Consider the following 17,353-nt stretch of genomic DNA (forward strand, 5'->3'; position numbering starts at 1 on the left):
AAGCTCACCACATCATCGAAATCCCCGCGCTGATCGTATCCGTATCCGCTCCCGTATCCTCCTGCGTCCGGGTGCCGATGTAGGCGAGCTTGACGCCCACGGTGCGGCTGAGCGGGATGCCGATGCTGAGCGCCCAGCCCAGGTTGCCCTTCACGTCGTCGGAGGCGACGCCATTAACGGTGGATTCCCCGCCGTAGCCATAGCCGGTGCTGGCGGTGATCCACAGGCCCGGCCGGAACGTGTAACTGATGTGTCCCTGCCCGACAAAATAGACCTGCTCCTCCAAGGTGTTGCCCTTGAAGAACTCGTCGTTTTCGGTGGCGAAGCTTGCCGAACCAGAGAGCTCAAACGACCACGGACCCGAGTTGTGAACCCAGCCGAGTTGCGGCGTGAAGGTGTAGCGGTTGGAGCCCAGATTAATCAGCTTGTCCTGGAGATACTCACCAGTGGGCAGTCGTACCAGCAGCCCGAGGCCCACGATGTCCTCGCAGTCCTTCGCGGCGTTGTAGGCGGCGAATTCCTTCCCGGCGAGAGGGGGCGCTCCGTAGAGATTGATCGCGAAACGCAGCGTGGTATCAGCGAAGCCCTCGCGGTCCACGCTAGCGGGGACCCCATCCAGCAAGCCCTTCCAAGTCCCACTCTGGTAGGCTTGGGCCAAGTCGAAGCGCGCGGATTTCCCAAATAGCTCGAAGGAGCGGATATACTGAAGGCCGACGGTTTGAAGGTCGAATTGCCCGTCCTCGATCCGCAGCACCGGGTTGAAGGTGATTTCGCCACTACTGTAGGCGTAAGCGCCGCCGAGGAAATTCGCGCCGATCGGCAGGTGGCTCCAGCGTCGAGGTTCGATATCTTGGGCCAAACAGGGCGTAGCAAGAAGGACGGCGCCAATCCCAGCCGACATACCCCACCACCATTTCGAAGACCACGCTTCCGAGCACCTTGGCGTTGATACCATCGCCGGTCCCTATCCGATTTCCCCAGCCCGGCAAAGTTTAAGGTCGCGGTGGTGAACCAAGGTGCAACGGGAACTCCTCGCGACAGATAGACCGGGCCCGTCCCCCCGGACAGGCCCGGCCCGCCATGTGCGCACTCACATTCGGCCAGAAATGAAATGATCAGGCGGTGGCAGCCATCTCATTGAGCCCGCGGCTGAAGATTCCGCCGGTAGCGAGGCGGGTGAAGGCCTCGTCGGCGTCGCTCTCTTCCTCCAGAGTGGTGCCGAGAATGTCCGCATCATCGGTGTAGCCCAGACACTCGGCAAAGGAGCGCGCCGTACCATAGCCGGCGATCTCGTAGTGCTCGATCCGATTGGTAGCGGCGATCAGCACCGCATCACGGAGACTGCCGCCGCGGGTCCGGACGACATGCTTGCGGGCCTCGCGGATCAGTCCGCGGACGGCTTCGCATTCCTCGCCTCCAGGGTTCAGGCCATGGCGGCAGAAGATGTCCTGAAGCCGGGCGCGGTGGTTGCGGGTTTCTCCGATGTGCTTCTGGAAGGACTTGCGGAGGTTGGGATCGCTCACGCTATTGGTGAGGTCCGGCAGCGCGGCGATCAACTGCGACTCAGCGCTGTAAAGGTCACGCAACTGGTCGAAGTAAAGCTGCTCAAGGTTCGTGATCATGGTTGGGAAATGTTCCTGCCGCGACATTGCGAGCGGGGGAGTTTTTGATTCCGCGTTCCTCATCGCAGACCCTGTGCCGCCGCCGCGGCCAGAGCGTCCTCACTGACCATCAATGTAATACAGATACATCAGCCAATTCCAGCAGGCACATCGTGCATTCCGCATGACAGCCTCGCATTGCAAGCTGCGCGTTTTGCCCGGCTGGGCAGCGGCCCCCGCCAGAGAACGGTCAGTGTGATCCGACAGATCCCGCCGCACAACGATGACAGCCGCAGCGTGCACGGGATTCGACCTTGCCGCCGTATGGGTGGGCCGAAAGAGTCGCCGCTAACCCAAGAACGATGGAAGACCCGAACCGAATGGCCGACAGCACGGCGGCAGAACCCTCGCCACCCATGGCACTGTCGGAGGCCCAACAGCGGGCGGTGATCTCGCGGGTGAGTTGGAATCTGGTTCCCCTGCTCTTTTTCTGCTACATCGTCGCCTATATCGACCGGATCAACGTCGGCTTTGCAAAGTCGCATCTGGAGCCGGTGTTAGGGGTGGACCCCAAGATCTTTGGAGAGGTATTCGGAACCGGCGCCGGGCTCTTCTTCATCGGCTACTTCCTCTTCGAGGTGCCGAGCAACCTGGCGATGCAAAAGGTGGGTGCGAGGATCTGGATCGCGCGGATCATGATCGTGTGGGGCCTAGTCTCGATGTGCTTCATGTTCATCCATGACAAGACCAGCTTCTACCTGTTGCGCTTCCTGCTGGGCGCGGCGGAGGCCGGCTTCTTCCCGGGAGTGATCCTGTATCTGACCTGGTGGTTCCCGGCGAAGGAACGGGCCAAAACGGTGGCGCTCTTTGCCCTAGGCGGGGTGGCGGCAGGGATGATCGGCTCTCCAATCTCGGGACTGCTGCTCAAGATGGATGGCATCGCAAACCTGCCGGGATGGAAGTGGCTTTTCCTGATCGAGGCGATCCCGGCGGTGCTGATGGGCTTGGTCGTGCTCTTCTATCTGCCGAACCGGCCTGCTGACGCAAAGTGGCTTTCGATCCCGGAACGGACCTGGCTGATCAACAAGATCGCGGCGGAGGCGCAGCAGGCCGAAGTGCGGCGGATGAGCCTCAAGGATGTCTTCACCAGCCCGCTGGTGTGGGTGCTGTGCCTGCTCTACTTCCTGGTGAATGTGGCGGGCTACGGCTACGAATTCTGGCTACCCTCGATCGTGAAGGGCAAGATCGAGCCGATGTTCGCCAAGGAGCATCTCGATCTGCTGACGGGCTTGCTCAACATGATCCCCTACTTCGTCGCCGGGGTGGCGATGATCCTGGTGAGCCGCCACTCGGACCAGAGCGGGGAGCGTCGCAAGCACATCGCGGCCTCGGCCTTTGTCGCGGCGATCGGTTTCGCGGGAGCGGCTTTCTTGCAAAATCCCTGGCTCGCGCTGGCCAGCCTGGTGGTGGCGCTGGCCGGACAAAAGTCGACGCTGGGCCCATTCTGGGCGCTGGGTACCTCGCAACTAAGTGGCACCGCAGCAGCGGGCGGGATCGCTTTTATCAATTCAGTGGGCAATCTCGGCGGTTACTTCGGTCCCAAGATGGTGGGCATGATCGCGGACAAGGATCGCGGCAGCGGTACCATCGCGATGCTGTGGCTGGGCGGAGCGCTGCTGCTGCTATCGGTGATCGCGATGAATTTGCCGGAAGCGAAGCGAAAGGCCGAATGACGACGGTAGTCGCTCAGCTCACTATTCTTCGGCTTTGCCGATGCGCATGCGGGGACGCTCGCGCTCGACGCCCGGTTTCTGAGTTCCGGGGAGTTCCTTGGAATCAGGTGATTGCACCGGACTCTTGAAGGGTTCATGGGGACCGTCGCCCATGTCCACGTAGCGGCCTTTGACGGCATAACGCTTGTCGGCTTCCTCCTGCGCCTTGGCCTCGGCCACAGCGGCCTTCTTGGCCTCGTCCTGGCGGGCGGTGTAGGCCCACCACGCAAATGAGCCGCAGAAAATCACCACGCAAATGGTGATCGTGCGAATACGGCTCCAAGTGTTCGGACTCATCGGGCTGACTGGCGGGAGAGTTGCGCGGATTCAGAGACGGTCGAGAAAATTTCCCGCGCGGTTATGGGGAGATACGGAGCTTGGTGAGCAGAATTGGGAACGCATGCCCTCCGAACGCGCGGCTAGGCGGAATCTTGGGTCTCTCCTGCGAGCTTCTGCAGGCGGCTGAGATGGATGCGGGGGTCGGCAGCGTCGCCGTGATTTGGGAGGACGCCATCGAGGTTCAGGGCGAGGGCCTTGTGGATACTGGCGGAAATCCGCCCTTCCTCTGAATTGAAGATGGCCGGCGGACGGTGCGCGAGGCGGCCGTAGCTGGCGAAGAGATCGGCGCAGAAAAGCAGGCGGTGGCGCTCGCAATAGTAGCCGGTATGACCGGCAGTGTGGCCAGGGAGATGGACCGCGCGGAGACCCTGCCAGATCTCGAGTTCGTCGCCATTGTCGAGCCAGCGGTCGGGCGTGAAAGGCGCAAAACCCAGCAAGGGCCGACCGATTTTTTCCATGATGCCGGTAACCCGCGACCAGCCTTGATAGGACGGGTGGCCTGCATAGTGGGCGGCATCCAAACGCGGCGCGGCGATCCAGGCCCCGGTCTCGCGGGCGAGCCGGCTGACGTGGAGGATATGATCGAGATGGCCGTGGGTAAGGATGATGCCGAGGATCTTCTCCTGCTCCCAACCACTGCGGCGCAGGGCTTGCTTGAGGAGAAGCGGGCCGCCGATGAAGCCGCAATCTAACAGATAGAGGCCGTTCTCATCACGCAGGACGTGGAAGTTCACGAAGGGCGCGCGGACGATGAGCAGGCCGGGGACGCGCATGCCGCAGATCAACGTCGGACTACTCCACCCGCAAGCGCAGAAAGCGGCGGCGGTCGGCAGGGCCGATTGACAGGGTGGCGCGGAGATGGACGCGGGTGGCGTCTTCCTCAAGTGTGGACACGCTGAGACCGGCGGTCTGCCAGTTGTCGAACGTTTCCGACCACTCCGGCGTGGCCGTCACATCGGTGGCGGATTTCGAGGCCCACCACGTGAGGCTCAGATGGGTCGCATCGCGAGCCGCCACCGGCAGTGAGGACCCGGCGTCCAGGACGCCGGGATTGGCGGCAAGGTAGTATTCCAGGATGTTGGCCATCCCGTCGTGATCAGGATCCCCGTTCTTGGCATTGGGCGAGAGCCCGGGATAGCCGGTGAGCCAGGTATCGTAGCTGCTGCTGCCACCCACTGAAACCGCCACCGCGGCCGAGGTCGTGGTTCCGCCCAAGGCATCCGTGGCGATGGCGGTTAGATTATGGCTCCCGGAGGAGGGCACAAAGGAGAAGCTGAAGGGCGCGCTGGTATCGGTGGCGACCGGGCTGCCGTTGTCGAGCAACTGTACGGCATTCACCGTGCCGGTGGTGCCATTGCCATTCAGGTCGCCGGCGCTCACGCTGACGTTCAGGCTCTGACCGACGCTCAAGACTGCGCCGGCGGAGGGTGCGGTGATCGCAACCGTAGGCAGTGGATTGAAGGGCGGGCCGTGAATCTTCACACTGGCCGCGGTCAAGATGCCGGTGTCGTCGCTTGCCACGTCAGCGATCTTCAGTGTCCAAGTGCCGCTCGAGGACTCGCCCCAGTGGCGGACCGTGGAGAAAGTCCAGTTATCATAGCTGCCTGCCACATTGTTCGCCTCCATGAGCTTACTGACCATGCCTGAAGGCGAAGTGAGCGTAATCTCCAGATCACCGCAGTAGGTGTGGTCTACACTGAGGGTAACCTCCACGTGCTCCACGCGGCGGGCGCTGCCGTTGAATTGGAAAGTGCGGGTGATGCCCGCGGGCGCGGCGTCGGGGATGCTCACTGCCAAGCCGGTCTGCGAAACGGTTTGCGGGGAGCCTTTGGCGGGAAGATTGGTCCAAGTTGCCGCGAGGTTCACCGCCGCGGTGGCATCAATCAAACCGGCCCCGAAGTTGTGGTTGAAGTGGTAGCCGGCGGAGTTGTTCGACCAATCGGAATCCGCGGGGGCGATCTTCTTCGCGCTTTGAATGAGAATCTCCTGCACATCGCGCCAGCCAAGGTTGGGATTCTTCTGGAGCATCAGCGCGACGACGCCCGCGGCGGTGGGTGTCGCGGAGGAAGTGCCGCCGAAGGTGCTGGTGTAGTCGGTGGATGAATAGCCCAAGCTACCCGTGCGGTCGGTGGTGGTGATTCCCACTGCGGGGCTCGAGCCATTTGAGGGCGCGCAGACGACTACATTGGAGCCGCGTTCGCTGTAGTAGGAATGTCGGCCACGGCTATCGGTGGCACCGATGGCGATGGTGTGTATGTCGTTGGCATAGCCATCCAGGTTCGAGTTGTCGCCCTCGTTGCCGCCATTGCCCGCCGCCCACATGAAGATGGTGCCCAGGCCGCCGCGACCGGTGCTCGCGGCATTGGCGAGGGCCGCACGGGCCAGCGAGCCGGGGCCTTCGAGAGTCGCGCCATCGTCCTTCGGCCCCCAGCTGTTGGATTTTACCTGGATCAGCTGCGGCAGGTAGTCCATCGCCTCTGCCTCCACGGAGTCCGGCTCCAAAGAAGAGATCAGGCGCATGCCGACCAAGGTAGCTTCCGGGGCAGTGCCACTGACGCCGAGGCCATTGTTACCGCGGGCCGCGGCATTGCCGGCACAGGCAGTGCCGTGGTCATCATCGGTCTCGGGAGTAGGATCGTCGTCGCCGCCGTTCCAGTCCTTGTCATTCAAGGTATCGAGGTTGGCGGCGAGGTCGGGATGATTGGTCTGCAAGCCATCATCCACGATGCCAATGCGGATGCCGCTGCCGCGGACTCCACCAGCGCCGCCGTAGTTCCAAGCGCTTTCGATGTTCAAGTCGGTGCCGCTGAGGACTCCGCTTTGGTTCTGATATTTCAGGTGCCACTGCTGGGCGACCATCGGATCGTTCGGCATCGTGCGCTTCTGGCGCAGCGAGGCGAGTTGCAGCTCGACCAGCTCGACAGTGGGCGTCTTGCGCAGGGCATCAAGCACGGCGATCGCGGCCAAAGGATCGGCGGCTGAGACGACGGCGAATTCCGGGGCATAGGAGGGCCGTTCCTTGAGCACCACTCCGGCTGGCAGAGCTGGCACCGGGGATTGCGCGTCCGGCAGCTTCAGCGTGATGTCGCGGGTGATCGCCTTGCGATACTGGGGATCGTGCGGCTTGCCGGGCTCGTAGCAGACCGGGAGGACCTCGCGGTTGCGGTTGGAGACCTGAAGCTGCTTGAGGCGCTCGCGCAGGGTGGCGAGGGTCGCGGGAGGATCGAGGCGCAGGGTGATGTCGACACCATCCGCGCCTTTGGTCACGGCCTCGTCCAAGGCAATCTCGAAGGTCCGGGTGCTACCGCGGTCGCTGGTGGTGAGGGTAGCGGGCGCTTCGTCGGATGGGGCGAGCGATGGGGCGTCCTTTGCGGGTTCCGCGGCGGCTTGCGCTTGTGGCTGTTGTTCACTGGCGGGCGCACAGGTCAGCAGCGCGACCAAGCCGAGGGAGCCGGCAGCCACGAGAGTAGCGGCGACGATCCTGCGTCGTGAACGGGACATGGGTATGAAAGGGTGACAGCGTATCCGCAGATCGGATGGGTGGTATTAGGGAAAGAAGAAAGCACGGAGGCCTTGGCAGTCAAAGCGCCAAGGGGCCCGGAACCGTAAAATCACGCACCGACCGTCCTAAATCCGGGCCGCCCCGGAGACAGCCTGAAGGGGCCGTTCCAGCAGCTCTGAACGAATGCGACTCCCTTGAACCCAGTGGCTACCCCTAACCCTTCCCGCCGACCTCATAGCGCAGCTCCACCATCCCGCCACCCATCTGGCGGACCGCGGTCAACTGCAAGGTGGGACTAAGCACCCGCCGGGGAAACAGTGGCTTGCCCTGCCCCAAGGTGACAGAGCCGATCTGCACGATCATCTCATCCAGGAGACCAGCATCGTAGAATTGACCTGCGAGATCCCCGCCACCGACGACCCAGAGGTTCTTCTCCCCTGCTGCTTCCCGCATCAGGGAGTGAATTTCCCGGACATCCCCCTGAACGAAACGGATGTCCGCGCCTTCGACCGGCGGCAGCGAGCGGGTGCTGAAGACCCACACCGGCTGGGTATAAGGCCAAGCGGCTCCGGTTTCAGCAGCGACCTTGTCGGCGTTTCGCAGCATCCACTCATAGGTTGCAGATCCCATCGCCAGCGCGCCGACCTCCGCGATGAATTCCGGATAGCTGGACTCGCCCAGATCGCCTAGCGTGAAAAGCCATTCCAAGGAGTCGTCCTCAGTCGCGATGAATCCGTCGAGGCTGGTGGCGGTGTAGTATTGGGTCTTCGTCTTCATGCGGCGGGGTGAAGAGGGAAGCAAGTCCCTCACCTTGGATCAAGAGGTCCCCATAAAATCACGGGCCAAATTCCCACCGACCCATCCGAACGACAGCGGCGCAGCCGCTATTATCGGTTAGACCGCCAGCTCACCCCGCCTTCGCCGCAGCCCCGAGGCCCGGAGATTGATCGCGCGAGGGCGCGGAGACGCGCAATCCATGCCCAACCAGCCGCGGCAAGATACAGCCGGTGACCGCGAAGATCACAGTAGCCATGCAGAGTAGCATCGTTCCCATACCGCCATAGCGCAGGCCGATGATGGCGGCGATGGCAACCAAAGCAGACTCCACAAACTGCACCCGTGCCAGCCGCCCGATCTGGCCGCTGCCGATCATCATGGCATGATTGAGGTGACGCCAGACGTGGGCGACAAAATAGGTGGCATAGCACGCGATCAAGGTGCGCGGGGTGTCCGCGAATTCCTTGCCGAGCCAGAGCGGAAGCAGCAGCGGACCGAGCAGCACGAGGCCACCGAACGAACATAGTGCGAAGCCGCTGCCGTAGAGATAGAGACGACGGGCGGCGCGCTTGGCCCAGTGGTTGTCACCGCGGGCAAGAGCTTCCGCGACGGCAGGCCAAGTTGGCGTGCTGAGCATCATCACGAAGCCCAGCTGCATGATGGTCATCGAGACGAACACGCCGTAGAGCGCGGTGGCAGCGGGTCCATTCACATGACCGACGAGCCAACCGCAAAAACTGTATTCGACGTAGCCAGTGACGAGGGTGCAGGCGGAGAAGGCGAGGCCATCACTGAAAAGATGCTTGCCGATGGCCGGGCGGAATTGGGCCCAAGCCGGGCGGATCTCCGGATGCTTCCGCCACAGGGCAGCCGTGTTGCAAACCTTGGCGGTCACCACCGAGCCGTGGACAGCCAGCACGAGATACCAGACCTGCGGGATGAAAAAAATGCCCGTACCCACGGCGATGGCAGCCAACACATTGCCCAAGGCACCCCAGATATTATTGACGGAGGCCTCGAGCAAACCTTCACGGACGCGCTCGGTAAGATTGAGAACGAAGAGCAGAAGAAAAAGGCCGAGGCCAACCCAGAGAGCAGGACGCAAAGCGGACTCCTTGCCAGCGAAGCCTTGGCCAAACAGCTGCGGCAGCGGCACCAGCAGCAGCAGCGAGGCGAGGATCAAGCCGGCCAGAAGCGCCATGCCGATCATCACGAAGAAAGCCGTGGAAGCCAGTTCCCCGGCCTGCTTGCCGTCGCCCTTGGCCTTCGCGGCCGAGAGCCCGTGGGCAAGCGAGGGCCCGACGCCGATTTGCAGCAACGCGACCATCGCGAGGGTCATATTGACCGTCGTGTAGAGCCCGAATTCTTCGCGGCCGAGCACGCGTGCTGCCAGCGGGATCGAGAGCAACTGGAAGAGTGCCGTGCCCGCCTTCGAGAGGAAGGAGGTCACCACCGCCAGCTTGATCGACCGGTCGCGGTGGGCGGCATGGGCCGCCTGTTCCGTCCTGTCCGGACCTGTAGTTTCGTCGCTCAAAGGATTCTCTCTAACAGGCTCCCTTGCGGTTGAAGAAGGTCATCACCAGGATCTGAAGATCGAGGAAGAAGTTCCAGTTCTCGATGTAATCGAGATCGAACTTCACGCGCTCACGCAGACAGGTATCACCGCGCAAGCCGTTGACCTGGGCCCAGCCGGTGACGCCAGGCTTGATGTTGTGGCGCACATTGTAGTGCGGGATTTCCTCCTTGAAGCCCTCGATCAATTCCGGGCGCTCAGGACGCGGGCCTACGAGGCTCATCTCGCCATGCAACACGTTGAGGAACTGCGGCAGTTCGTCGATGTTCCATTCGCGCATGAAGGCTCCGATCTTGAGGCGGCGGGGGTCGTCCTTCACGGTCCAGCCGGGAGCTCCGCTGGCCTCAGCATCGACCTTCATCGAGCGGATCTTGAGGATATTGAAGGGGCGGCCGTTCAGGCCGATGCGGCGCTGCTTGTAGAAGATCGGGCCGCGGGATTCCATGCGGACCAAGATCCCGAAAACCGCGATCAGAGGGGCGAAGAGCACCAAGCCGACCAAGGCGCCGACGATATCGATGCCGCGCTTCAGCGCATTGTTGAAGGTGTGGTGAAGCGGCAGCTTGCCGATACCGAGGACCGGCATGCCGTGGAAGCTTTCGATCTGGAGGCCGGAGACAAGAATCTGGAAGCAGCTCGGGACCAGCTTGAAGTCGACGAACTCCTTGCCGCAGGTTTCCGCGAGCAGGAGCATCTGGTGGCGGTCCATGCAACCGTCCACCGCCATGATCAGGTCGGCACCAGACTCGCGGACGGTTTCGCGGAAGTCGTTGTAGCCTCCCAGCACCGGCACATCCGCCGGCGGCTCGGAGTCGAGCTCGCCATTCGGCGGCAGGATCACGCCATGCACATTGATCTGGTGGGCGCGGCCTTCACCGAAGCGTTCGATCGCACGACTGCACTCATCATTCCAACCGACGAAGACGGCCTTCTGGCGCAGCGCATTTGCGAAGGAATCGCGGCGCAACACGCAATAGAGGAACCAGCGCCAGGCGCTGAGCATGACCACAGAGATCAGCGCGGCGATCACGCAGTAAACGCGGCTGATCGCCGGATCAATCTTGAGGATCAAGGTGAGGCCGAGGAAGCCAACCAGCCACATCGCGCAGGTCTTCACGATCACGACGACGGTGCTGCGGATCGCGAGATAGTTCCGAGGGTCGTGAACGCGGAAGTTCGCGAGCATCACCAACATCATCAAGCCACCGAAAATGACGTGGCCGAGGTAGCCGCGCAGGCTGATGGCGGGATCGTCCACGCCGAAACTCTGGAGGCCGGATTCGAAGCGCAGGACGTACGCCAACATCATCGCGCCGAAAACCACCGCGGCATCACCGAGGAAGCTGGTGATGACGAGTTTCTGGTGAGCCACCCAAGGGCGGTGACGGTGTCGAAGGGCAAAAGTGTTCGGATTCTCGTCTATCGAGAGGTCCGGGGGGGGCGCTGCCGGGGAAGCAGACGTCTCCACGGATGGTGCCGGGGGTGCACAATTCATGGTTCGGGGGGATGTAGGGGGATTTTTCCGGATCGGGGGGGATCCTGCTACGACGGGGGAGCCGCAACTGGGTGAAGAACTAACAAAATCTAGCGGGACCGCTATTACGTGATCGGGGAGGGGGGAATTTCGGACATTCCACCCTCTGCAGCCGATGGGCTAGCCGCCACCGTTACGCCGGATCCGGACGAGGAAAGAGCCGGATGACTGAGGGGGACGACGGGCTCAGGTGCGCCATTTTCTTTGCCCCCGAACGGAGATTCGTTCCAGACAAATCCAATCAAATTTCCGCCAGATGAGCGGAGCAGATCAGCGGCTTTCTTGAGTTCCCGGCGCTCGCTGGCGTTCTGACGAACCACCAGACAAACGCGGTCGGCGTAGCGAGAAATGGCCAAGGCATCACTGACCGCCAGAACCGGAGGGCTATCGATCACCACCGAATCGAACCAACGGAAGGCATCCTCCAAAAGGACCGGCAGGCGGGTGCCGGAAAGCAGCTCCGCGGCGTCATCCCGCATGGGACCGGACGAGAGCAGGTAAAGATTCGGAAGGGCTGTGGGGAAGCAGGCGCTGGCTGGCTCCGCCTCACCGGTGAGGTAGGCACCGAGGCCGGCGGTATGGCCATTCACGTGCTGGCGGCTGAGGCCGGGACGGCGCATGTCCGCGTCCAGCAGCAGGGTCCGCTGGCCCTGCATGGCAAGGGAAGCCGCGTAGTTCATCGCGCAGAGCGAGCGCCCCTCGCCGGGCAGGGCGCTGGTGAAGAGGACGGTGCGGGCATTTGGCTTGGCCGGCGGCGGCAGCAAGACCGCGCGCAGGCGGCGAAAGGCCTCAGCCACCGGGGAGCCGGGATCGGAAAGCAGGACCATGTCCCCCTCCCTGCCGGACTGTATGGCCGGGAGACTCGCGAGGAGCGGGGAGCCGGTAGCGCGGGCAGCAGCGGCGGCATCCCGCACGCGGCCATCGCGCAGCTCGGTGCCGACCATCAGCACCAGCCCGCCGAGCATGCCTGCAAGGGCGGCCACCGGGAAAAGCACCTTCTTGGCCGGACGGGCGGCCTTTTCAGGGACAAAGGGGACGTCCCGCCAATCGATGGCAGAAGCGGTCAGCGAGCCAGCCATGGTGGCCTCGCGCAAGCGCTTGTCCACGGAGGCGTGCAAATCGCGGGCAGCCTCGGCATCGCGGCGGAGCTTGTCGAACTGCGCGCGCAGGCCATCCACGCCGACTGCGGCGGTGCGTGCATTGTTCACTTCGTCGGAGAGCTTGTGCTCGTTCTCCATCGCGACGTGATAGCTCTTTTCCAAGGCCTCACCGGCCGAGCGGACGGATTCGGCCAGATCCTGTTTCAGCTTCGCCACTTCGGCCGACAGCGCCTTGTAGACCGGATGCTTTTGCAGGTAGGTCTCCTTGGCCGTCGTGAACTCCAATTCCTTGGCCTGCAAGGCCCGGACCCGGGACATCACTTCATCGGCATGAGTGCTGCGGCCGATGCCTGCGATCGCGTCTGGATCCTCGGGATCGAACTTCTTGAAGGCTTCGTACTCCGCTTCCAGGCGCAGGCGCTCGGACTTGGCTTGAGTGAGCTGGGTATTGAGGTTGCCGAGGGGATCACCCGCAACCGCACTGCCCTCGCGGCCTTCAAGGCCCGGGATGGGATGGGCTTCGCGGAAAGACTGCAGGCCTTGCTCGGCCTCATCCATGACACCACGCAGCTCCTTTTCCTTCACGGCCAAGCCTTCGCTGGCCTTGCGGGCGGTTCCCTCGCGGCGCTCTCTGCTGGCAAGCTGGTACTCCGCGACGATCGACTCGACGAGCTCCTTGGCACGGACCGGATCCGTGTCCTCCACGGAGATCTCGACGACGCGGGTGCCGCGGTCGAGCTCTACCCGCAAGCGGCCGAGGAGGATGCCGATGAGACCTTGGTCCGTGGTACCAGCCGGAGCGAAGTCGGTCGCCTTGGCGAGTTGGTTGGACTTCACCACACGCAGCATCACCTCACGCGACGCCATGTTGCGCTCGATAGTGCGGAGTTGCTCCAGATCCTTGGTGTCCTCCCGGCCGAAGTCCGTGCCCATGGCGTCCGAGACCCGGGTGCCGACTTCCACCGAGCCGGTGGAAATGTAGATCTTTGGTGCCTTTTGGGTGTAGAGAACCATCGCGCCGATGGCCGCGGCCATGCAGAGCACGACGATCCAGCCGCGGCGGATGAGGATGCCGAGGAGGCGACCGGCTTCCACCTTCGGCAGATAGAGCGTGGGGCTGGAGGCCGCCAGTTCAGCCTTGGGCGGCGAATTGGTCAGGAAATGGTCCGGTTTGCGGGGGGAAGCCATGGGACGGGGCTGGGGGGAAGATGGAAAAATCAGAAGATACTCTCCGGGACGTTCAGGACGTCGCCATCGCGGAGCGTGATATCGTCCGCCTTGCCCGCGGTGATGTCCTTGAGGCTGAGGGTCTGGACCGAGCCGCCGCGCTTGAGGGTGATCTTCTTGATATTGGCGATGCGGGTAGTGCCACCAGCCATGCCAATGGCCTCGACCAAGGTGAGCTTGCGATCGGAAGGGATCTCAAAGACGCCGGAATTCTGGACTTGTCCCAAGACGGTGACACTGCGGCGCACGCGGGCCTCAATGGTGACGCTGACCTGCGGATTCACGAGGTAGCCATCCTTGAGCTTGGCGGTGATGGCGGCGGCAGCCTGGTCGGTGGTGAGGCCAGCCATCTTTACTGCGCCGATCAAAGGTATGCTGATGCTGCCATTCGGCGAGAGCTGGCCGCTGGTGGTCAGGTCATCCTGACGGAAGACGCGGATCTCCACATTGTCGCGCTGGCCGATCACGCCCGAGGAACGGGTGGGAGTCGACTGGCCGGCGGCGCGACCAGTAATGGCCGCGAGGATCCCCGCCAAGGCGGCAAGGATCAGAAAGATCTTCACATTCATAAGTGGGGGGGCTTGGGGGATCGATCAGAAGCGGTAGCCCATTTCGACGCCGGCTGTGTGGCTGTCGTAACCGAGGCCGGGGCGATTCGAGGAATTTTCCGAATAGCGGTAGAACAGGCCCATGCTGAAATCGTCTGTGAAACGGTACTCGAGCGCAGGACGAATGAAGTGGATGTTATCCACGCGGCCCGCGGGGGCGGTGCCGGAAACCTGAGTGTAGCTAGCACGCTCCGCCCCGGCTTCCAAGCGCGCACTCCACTTCTCGCCGAGGCGCTGGGCGATGCCGAGCGCGACGCCGGTCTGGGAGTAGTTCTGGCCCGGAGTGTAGGCAGAGGCCTGCTCGCGGCGGTAGCCATTCAAGTAGAACTCGGTGCCTTCGCGGGGCATCCAGCCGACACGACCTTCGAGAACCGGGTTGGTGTCCGAGCCATTGTCGAAGCTGCGGTGCTCGCCACCGAGCTCAAGGTCGACGGCAACCTTCTGGGTGGGCATCCACTCAAGTCGGCCGGTGACGCGGTGGACGGTCTGTTTGCCTGCGCCATCCACCTCGAAGTTGCCGCCGCGGTAGATCAGACCAAGGCGGGTCTTGGGCGAGTGGGTGTAGCGCAGGGCGACCTCACCGAAGGTGTGGCTGGAGTCCGCGAACCGCGAGGAGTCGTAGGAAATGGATTCGTAGCCGCCGCCGGCTTCGACGCTGACCTTCTCGCGAACTGACCAGGCTATGCGGACCGCAGTCGAAAGTTCAGTGCGGTCGGTGAGGGTGCCGGTATCCGCGGTGGCATCGCCGAGCTGGCCGACCGAGCCCTGCCAAGAAATCTGGGTCTTCTTGCCGCGCCAGCCGAGATCCCATTCGGCGACCTGGTCGACGCGGTCGTTGTCACTGTGGTCGAGGTAGGCGACGCCGGTGGGCTTGTAGGCGACCTGGAGGTAGCCGCCCTCGCCCGTGTTCTTGTCACCACGGCGATAGGCGATCGCCGGTGAGACGCGGATCACCGTATCCGACTCCGGGCGGCGGGCACTGAGGTAGATATTGCTCTCGTAGGCAGCGGAGACATTGACGCCCATCTGGAGCTCCTGCTCGCGGACCTCACCGGCCTGAGGGTCAAAGCGGTAGCCGCTGCCACGGGGCACAATCGCGCTGTCCACCTCCCCGCTCAAGCGACCGGGAGCAGTGGAATGCACCTCCTCGCCGGGAGCAGAAGCCACCAGCCCGGCCGCCAGATTGGCAACAAGGAGAGATGGCAACACCCGGGGGGTTTGGGGCGTGCGACGGGACATGCGAACGGGAAACAGCGGGCAGATCCTAAAATTTCCACCCCCTCGAAGGCAAGGAATTTCAAAATTCCAAACCTTACGAGATCACGTAATGCCCTCCATGTGACTTCCTGATAGAAGGAAGTTAGCACGTTCCAGCGGCGGATTTTGGCCATCCAAGAGCCCTTCCCACCGCTGGAGCGATGAGAATGAGAAGGAGATCGCGCGGATTGCCAGACCGTCGGTTTTTCAATATTTTCACTGCACCCACCCCCCCGTCGCCAGCCCCCCATGACCGCTGTCCCCCAAGCGCAGGAAGCCCTGCTTCTGCTCGACCGATTTCTTGCCCCTTTTGAAGCCCGAGCCCGCCGGGCACCGGATGAAACGGTGATCGTGGCAGGCGAGCGAAGCCTGAGCGCGGCTGATCTCGAGGCGCGCGCGAATCGTCTGGCCCGGCATCTCCAGACCATGGGTGTGTGCCCCGGTGTCTATGTGGGGATTGGCTTGGGCCGCTCGATCGAATTGATCGTGGCGCTGCTGGCGGTGGTGAAGGCGGGCGGGGCCTATGTGCCGCTCGATCCCGGCTACCCGCGCGAGCGACTGGACCACATGGTGGCCGCGGCGGGACTGAAGCTGGTGATCACGCTGCCGGAGCTGGCGGGGAACTTCAATGCGACGGCGGTGGACGTGAATGATGCGGCGCTGGAGGAACTCTCCCCTGCCCCGGTGAGCAGCTTCGCGACGGCGGAGGATCCGATGTATGCGATCTTCACCTCGGGCTCCACCGGTCAACCGAAAGCGGCATCGGTCTTCCGCAAGGGCTTTGCCAATCTGGTGGAATGGTACCTGGCGGAACTGGGCGCGGATCATAGGACGCTGGTGATCAGCTCGCCGAGCTTTGACCTGACGCAGAAGAATTTCTTCGCGCCACTGCTAGGCGGTGGCCTGCTGGTGCTGGATGAGGGCACGACCTACGATATCTCCCGTATCAGCAGGATGATGCGCAGTCATGGCATCACGCTGGTGAATTGCACGCCGAGTGCCTTCTACCCGCTGGTGGAAGCGGATGGGGCGGCGTTGGCGAGCGTGCGTTTCGCGGTACTGGGCGGCGAGCCGATTTCGATTCCGCGCCTGCGCGCCTGGCTGGAAACTGGCGCGGCGGAGGTGGTGAATACCTATGGGCCCACTGAGTGCACGGACATCTGCGCCTTCTACCGAATGCAAGGGCGGAATCTGGATGCCTTTGGCTTCGTGCCGCTGGGACATGAGATCCCGAATGTGAGGGTGACGATTCGCGATGAGGATCTGGCGGTAGTGCCGGATGGCGAGATGGGCGAGCTGTGCATTGCGGGCATTGGTCTCGGTGGCGGTTATCTCAACGATGCGGAGCGGACTCGGAAGGCTTTCGCGCTGGCCGGCGGGGTCTATCGCACGGGTGACTTGGCGCGGCGGTTGCCATGCGGGACTCTGGAGTTCCGCGGGCGGGCCGACCACCAGGTGAAGGTGAATGGCTATCGAATCGAGCTCGGCGAGATCGAGATCGCACTGGATACTCATGAAGCCGTGCGGGAAGCCGTAGTGCTGGCGCGCGATGGCCGGCTGACGGCACATGTGCGGGGCACGGCAACGGCGGCGGAACTGAAGACCCATCTCGCGACGAAGCTGCCTGCCTACATGATCCCGGGTGAGTTTGTTTTCCGGGACAGCTTTCCGCTTACCCCGAATGGAAAGATCGATCGCTTGGCTTTAGCTACTGAGGAGAATAGCTCCCATGGGTTTCATCGGACAAATGATGGCTCGCTGGTGGAGCGGATTCTCGGACTATGGAGCGATCTGCTAGAGAAAGAGGTCAGCGATCCTGAGGCGAACTTCTTCGATCTCGGTGGCACTTCCATTCACCTGGCCGTGATGCACGTGAAGCTGCGCGAGATGAGCGGCAAGGAGCTGGCGATCACGGATCTCTTTGCACGGCCGAGCGCGAAGGCGCTGGCAGATTTCCTTTCGCCCCAAGCGGCGGCCACCACCTCAAGCGCGCAAGATCGCGCGCGACTGCAACAGGCAGGCCTCGCGCGTTTCCGTCGCCCTTCCCCCCGCTAACAATATCC

At 62.9% G+C, this 17,353-nt stretch carries 13 protein-coding genes; 2 read left to right on the top strand and 11 right to left on the bottom strand.

The genetic code is table 11. The annotated features are described in order from the left end of the window. Positions 1-4 precede the first annotated feature (4 nt). Together BV071_RS09265 and BV071_RS09270 are read right to left on the bottom strand one after the other, a co-directional pair. Entirely contained in the window at positions 5-859 is an 855-nt protein-coding gene (locus tag BV071_RS09265) for a transporter (protein ID WP_035605442.1), read from the bottom strand. Positions 860-1,115: 256 nt separating this feature from the next. Continuing rightward, complete coding sequence (locus BV071_RS09270) at positions 1,116-1,622, bottom strand: ferritin-like domain-containing protein (RefSeq protein ID WP_035605444.1); 507 nt, start codon at positions 1,620-1,622, stop codon at positions 1,116-1,118. Between the two features lie 395 nt (positions 1,623-2,017). Between BV071_RS09270 and BV071_RS09275 the strand changes: the two genes are divergently transcribed. Next, complete coding sequence (locus BV071_RS09275; RefSeq protein WP_035605447.1) at positions 2,018-3,334, top strand: MFS transporter; 1,317 nt, start codon at positions 2,018-2,020, stop codon at positions 3,332-3,334. Between the two features lie 21 nt (positions 3,335-3,355). Here the strand turns inward: BV071_RS09275 and BV071_RS09280 are convergent, their stop codons facing one another. The 9 genes from BV071_RS09280 to BV071_RS09320 all read right to left on the bottom strand — a co-directional run bounded on the left by BV071_RS09280 (position 3,356) and on the right by BV071_RS09320 (position 15,239). After that, positions 3,356-3,670 carry a hypothetical protein gene (locus BV071_RS09280; RefSeq protein ID WP_035605449.1) on the bottom strand — a complete coding sequence of 105 codons (315 nt, stop codon included), beginning with the start codon at positions 3,668-3,670 and terminating at the stop codon, positions 3,356-3,358. Positions 3,671-3,792: 122 nt separating this feature from the next. Further along, positions 3,793-4,485, bottom strand: a complete 693-nt coding sequence (locus BV071_RS09285) for an MBL fold metallo-hydrolase (RefSeq protein ID WP_265594255.1) — start codon at positions 4,483-4,485, stop codon at positions 3,793-3,795. A 19-nt stretch (positions 4,486-4,504) separates the two neighbouring features. Then, positions 4,505-7,213 (bottom strand): S8 family serine peptidase, encoded by a 2,709-nt coding sequence (locus BV071_RS32755; protein WP_081885890.1) that lies wholly within the window; start codon positions 7,211-7,213, stop codon positions 4,505-4,507. 214 nt (positions 7,214-7,427) lie between these two features. After that, on the bottom strand, positions 7,428-7,991 hold the full coding sequence (locus BV071_RS09295) for a dihydrofolate reductase family protein (RefSeq protein WP_035605453.1): 564 nt from the start codon (positions 7,989-7,991) through the stop codon (positions 7,428-7,430). 130 nt (positions 7,992-8,121) lie between these two features. After that, positions 8,122-9,525, bottom strand: coding sequence for an oligosaccharide flippase family protein (locus BV071_RS09300; protein WP_035605457.1), 1,404 nt, complete (start codon positions 9,523-9,525; stop codon positions 8,122-8,124). A gap of 10 nt (positions 9,526-9,535) precedes the next feature. After that, positions 9,536-10,936, bottom strand: a complete 1,401-nt coding sequence (locus tag BV071_RS09305) for a sugar transferase (RefSeq protein ID WP_035605460.1) — start codon at positions 10,934-10,936, stop codon at positions 9,536-9,538. Between the two features lie 227 nt (positions 10,937-11,163). Then, positions 11,164-13,386: a polysaccharide biosynthesis tyrosine autokinase gene (locus tag BV071_RS09310; RefSeq protein ID WP_035605463.1), complete on the bottom strand. Its 2,223-nt coding sequence runs from the start codon at positions 13,384-13,386 to the stop codon at positions 11,164-11,166. A gap of 29 nt (positions 13,387-13,415) precedes the next feature. Next, positions 13,416-13,994: a polysaccharide biosynthesis/export family protein gene (locus BV071_RS09315; RefSeq protein ID WP_035605466.1), complete on the bottom strand. Its 579-nt coding sequence runs from the start codon at positions 13,992-13,994 to the stop codon at positions 13,416-13,418. Positions 13,995-14,018: 24 nt separating this feature from the next. Next, a complete protein-coding gene (locus BV071_RS09320) occupies positions 14,019-15,239 on the bottom strand; it encodes an outer membrane beta-barrel protein (protein ID WP_265594256.1) in 1,221 nt (406 codons plus the stop codon). Between the two features lie 300 nt (positions 15,240-15,539). Between BV071_RS09320 and BV071_RS09325 the strand changes: the two genes are divergently transcribed. After that, positions 15,540-17,345 carry a non-ribosomal peptide synthetase gene (locus tag BV071_RS09325; RefSeq protein ID WP_052573098.1) on the top strand — a complete coding sequence of 602 codons (1,806 nt, stop codon included), beginning with the start codon at positions 15,540-15,542 and terminating at the stop codon, positions 17,343-17,345. Positions 17,346-17,353 lie beyond the last annotated feature (8 nt).

It is taken from the genome of Haloferula sp. BvORR071 (assembly GCF_000739615.1).
Lineage (GTDB): Bacteria > Verrucomicrobiota > Verrucomicrobiia > Verrucomicrobiales > Akkermansiaceae > Haloferula.

Coding starts and splice junctions, on each gene's coding strand:
- BV071_RS09270 (WP_035605444.1), bottom strand. CDS start 1,622: ATGATCACGAACCTTGAGCAGCTTTACTTCGACCAGTTGCGTGACCTT.
- BV071_RS09285 (WP_265594255.1), bottom strand. CDS start 4,485: ATGCGCGTCCCCGGCCTGCTCATCGTCCGCGCGCCCTTCGTGAACTTC.
- BV071_RS09325 (WP_052573098.1), top strand. CDS start 15,540: ATGACCGCTGTCCCCCAAGCGCAGGAAGCCCTGCTTCTGCTCGACCGA.
- BV071_RS09275 (WP_035605447.1), top strand. CDS start 2,018: ATGGCACTGTCGGAGGCCCAACAGCGGGCGGTGATCTCGCGGGTGAGT.
- BV071_RS09310 (WP_035605463.1), bottom strand. CDS start 13,386: ATGGCTTCCCCCCGCAAACCGGACCATTTCCTGACCAATTCGCCGCCC.
- BV071_RS09280 (WP_035605449.1), bottom strand. CDS start 3,670: ATGAGTCCGAACACTTGGAGCCGTATTCGCACGATCACCATTTGCGTG.
- BV071_RS32755 (WP_081885890.1), bottom strand. CDS start 7,213: ATGTCCCGTTCACGACGCAGGATCGTCGCCGCTACTCTCGTGGCTGCC.
- BV071_RS09315 (WP_035605466.1), bottom strand. CDS start 13,994: ATGAATGTGAAGATCTTTCTGATCCTTGCCGCCTTGGCGGGGATCCTC.
- BV071_RS09295 (WP_035605453.1), bottom strand. CDS start 7,991: ATGAAGACGAAGACCCAATACTACACCGCCACCAGCCTCGACGGATTC.